Annotated in this window: 2 protein-coding genes and 1 tRNA gene; 1 reads left to right on the plus strand and 2 read right to left on the minus strand. The window is 46.9% G+C overall.

All coding sequences use genetic code 11. The features are described from left to right. Positions 1-129 precede the first annotated feature (129 nt). Positions 130-201: transfer RNA gene (locus P5683_RS23165), tRNA-Thr, on the minus strand. A 60-nt stretch (positions 202-261) separates the two neighbouring features. Beyond that, positions 262-2,040 (minus strand): pyruvate kinase, encoded by a 1,779-nt coding sequence (gene pyk / locus P5683_RS23170; protein ID WP_006668003.1) that lies wholly within the window; start codon positions 2,038-2,040, stop codon positions 262-264. Positions 2,041-2,551: 511 nt separating this feature from the next. Between pyk and P5683_RS23175 the strand changes: the two genes are divergently transcribed. Next, positions 2,552-3,169: a hypothetical protein gene (locus P5683_RS23175; protein WP_006621783.1), complete on the plus strand. Its 618-nt coding sequence runs from the start codon at positions 2,552-2,554 to the stop codon at positions 3,167-3,169. Positions 3,170-4,110: the final 941 nt, after the last annotated feature.

The following is a 4,110-nucleotide window of genomic DNA, read 5'->3' on the forward strand; positions in this document are numbered from 1 at the left end:
TAAGGGATATGCACCAATTGTCCCGTGTGCTAAGACTGAATGGAGTGCATTTTGAATGTAACGGTGCGGTGCGACTATCGGGTTAAGTGAATTCCGATAATCGCAGTCAGGATAAGAGATTGCTTCAAAAGCCGATGGCGGGATTTGAACCCGCGACCGCTCGATTACGAATCGAGTGCTCTACCACTGAGCTACATCGGCACAGTCGCCCATTATAACATATAATTGAGCGATCGCCAGCCAAAAACTTGTCAACGCTGATTATACAGGATCAGGAGTCGAGGCAGTTGCGCCCGAGTAAACCACACCCCGCTGCATATCCAAAGTAAGAATCACCCCATCACGAATCACCTGGGTAGCATTTTTCACCCCAACAATCACCGGAACCCCGAGGCGCAAACCAATAACCGCCGCATGGCTAGTCAAACTATCAGCTTCCGTCACCACACCAGCCGCCTTACGCATAACCTCCACAAAATCCGCATTAGTTTGGGAAACCACCAAAATTTCTCCAGGGTTAAAATCACCCACCTGAGAAGGCTGGTTAACCACACGAGCGCGACCAGTAAAAGTTCCCTGACCGATAGCAGTTCCCTTACCGAGGACCGCCGTCACCACTTCCACCTTAACCAAATCCGTAGAACCCGCGACCCCCTGCAAAGTCCCAGCAGTAGTCACCACCAAATCCCCATCAGCGACAAAATCATTTTCCCGCGCCACATTAACCGCCGATTGGAAAGTCTGATCCGTAGAAGGTAAATCCAAAACCAAAAGCGGTTTAACCCCCCAAACCAAACTCAACTGACGCGCCACCTCCACATGGGGAGTAATCGCCAAAATCGGAGTTTGGGGTCGAAACTTCGAGACATTGCGAGCCGTAGCGCCAGTTTTAGTCAAAGTCATAATCGCCGCCGCATCTAACTGAATCGCAATTTGACTAACAGCCTGACTAATCGCATTAGGAATAGATCGCCCCGTATCCTCCACCTTGAGAACATTACGAGTAATCCCATCTCGTTCAATCCTGTTAGCAATTCTAGCCATAGTCGCCACCGCTTCCACCGGAAACTGACCCACAGCCGTTTCATTAGACAGCATCACCGCATCAGTACCATCAAGAATAGCATTAGCCACATCAGAAATTTCCGCCCTAGTCGGACGAGGATTGCTCACCATACTATCAAGCATCTGAGTAGCAGTAATCACCGGAATTCCCATGCGGTTAGCCGTCACAATCAAGCGTTTTTGCAAAAGTGGCACATCTTCAGCAGGTAACTCCACCCCCAAATCACCCCGCGCCACCATCACACCATTACACAGAGCTAAAATCTCCTCCATTTGTTCGATCGCCTCATGTTTTTCTATTTTGGCGATCACGGGAACATCCTTACCCGCACTAGCAATCAATTCTTTAATTTCCAAGACATCCTGGGGATTGCGGACAAAACTGAGAGCCACCCAATCGACCCCCTGATCTAAGCCAAACATCAAATCGCGCCGGTCTTTGTCCGTCATAGCTTTAATGGAGAGATAGACCCCCGGAAAATTAACCCCTTTACTATTGGAGAGGACACCACCGACGACTACCCGACAGTGTAGATCTCCCTTGTCTCGGTCTACTTTTTCCACCAGCATCTCCACCTTACCATCATCCAAAAGGATCGTCGCGCCATCGGGGACCTCATCAGCGAGAGGTTCGTAGGTAACAGAGGAGATCTCATGAGTTCCAGGAAGGTGACGGCTGGTGAGGATAAAATGATCATCTCGGTTCAATCTGATCGACCCCTGCTCGAATTTTCCTAAGCGAATCTTGGGTCCTTGTAAATCCTGAAGAATACCTACAGGCTTATTCAATTCAAAGGATACCTGACGAATCAAACGAATGCTGCGCTGGTGGTCTTCATGGCTACCGTGGGAAAAATTCAAGCGCAAAGTCGTGGCTCCCGCTTCAATCAACGCCTTGAGTACATCAGGTTTTTGGGTCGCAGGTCCAATGGTGGCCACAATTTTGGTTCTATGTATTAAGTTTGGCGATCGCATAACGTTAACTCAGTCCCAGGCGTTGATAGTTGTTAGTTTGGCGCACAAAATAGGTGTGCGGCTAGAATAACTTTTAAGAAAATTTAACCATGATCGTGACATATTTATCGCAAAACCCCCCTAGAATCTGACTGCGAGAGTATATGAATCGGTCCTAGCGCCGGACAGGCTAGGTCTAGGTAGCGCCTGCTCTAGGCTCGTTATTTGCCCGCGCGAACCTCCCTTCTCCCCCTGTGGTGTCTATTGATAAAAATGACCGTTTCGCGCCTCTAGTGGTGCTTTCTGACCGGGATTCAACCCTTAACTATGGGGAACCCGTGAGTTACCGTAGGGGCCTCACCCAGAGATAAATCTTGTTTTGGGCATCTCTCCAAGTACAATTGTAGTATGTTTGTCCCTGTGAAACAGAACACCACCATCTCTGACGGAAAAAATCGGTTTCACCGTAGTTTCACCGAACGGACAAAGAAGATTAGCCCCGGAAACTTAATGATTGGTAAAATTCGAGACAATGAAGCTCAATTTAGGCATTTATGCAGTAATCTGGTTAATGAGTAGCTACGTCTTGTTAGCGACTCCGGCGCAGTCGCAGCGTCCATCACCCTGTTCTAATGATAACCAAGAACGACCCTCCCAACGTCGCCGCCAAATTATTAACCGTGAATATGGTTTGCGCTTTGATATTCCGGCTAATTATTACACGGAACTACGAAGTGAGACGGGACATAGACAACAGTTATCTATTGCGGTTCGTAACCCTACTGATGTCGAGTTTTTGGAATGTGCAAGAAGGGAAGGAATGAGAGGCTATGGACACCAAGTTTCCGACGTGAGAGTTACGATTGAACCACGTCCTAGCAATATCAGTAATGTTCGTGATATTTTACGCGATGCGGCTGGAGGCGGTTACAGCCAGATTTTAGAGTCTAATTTTGGGACTATTGCGGGACAGGATGCGGTAATTTATACAGTGCAAACGAGTTATCCTGAGCGTTATCGGTATGCGCGGCTAATCCATCCTAATGGACGATATATCATTAGTATTGCGGCGGGTGATTATGGGGAAAGAATAGATGTGATTGATTTACAGGTGATGAACCTGATCATGTCTACGATGAGGATAGATTAGCAACTATACAGTAGGTAAAACCCAACACGATGCTTTTAATGAGTAGGAGAAAATGAGAAAGGCGATCGCCCAATTTGAGTAGGTTGGGTGGAGGTACGAAACCCAACGCCAGTTTTGGGAAGTAGGTTGGGTGGAGGTACGAAACCCAACGCCAGCATCTCTCAGTGCCAAAAAATGAGGCGATCGCCCAATTTGAGTAGGTTGGGTGGAGGTACGAAACCCAACGCCAGCATCTGTAAATGATGTTGGGTTTCACTGCGTTTCACCCAACCTACATGGCTAAAATTATTAATTATTAATTATTAATTATTAATTATTATAGTAGGTTGGGTGGAGGTACGAAACCCAACGCCACCATCTCTCAGTGTGAAAAAATCAGGCGATCGCCCAATTTGAGTAGGTTGGGTGGAGGTCACGAAACCCAACGCCACCATCTCTTAGTATGGCCTTTTTCCCCAATTTGAGTAGGTTGGGTGGAGGTCACGAAACCCAACGCCACCATCTCTCAGTGTGAAAAAATCAGGCGATCGCCTTTTTCCCCAATTTAAGTAGGTTGGGTGGAGGTACGAAACCCAACGCCACCATCTCTCAGTTATGTTGGGTTTCACTACGTTTCACCCAACCTACATGGCTAAAATTATTAATTATCAATTATTAATTATTATAGGTTGGGTGGAGGTTACGAAACCCAACGCCACCATCTCTCAGTTATGTTGGGTTTCACTACGTTTCACCCAACCTACATGGCTAAAATTATTAATTATTAATTATTAATTGTTAATTATTATAGGTTGGGTGGAGGTACGAAACCCAACGCCACCATCTCTCAGTGTGAAAAAATCAGGCGATCGCCTTTTTCCCCAATTTAAGTAGGTTGGGTGGAGGTACGAAACCCAACGCCACCATCTCTCAGTTATGTTGGGTTTCACTACGTTTCACCT

The organism is Limnospira sp. PMC 1279.21 (genome assembly GCF_032349615.1).
Taxonomy (GTDB): Bacteria; Cyanobacteriota; Cyanobacteriia; order Cyanobacteriales; family Microcoleaceae; genus Limnospira; species Limnospira fusiformis.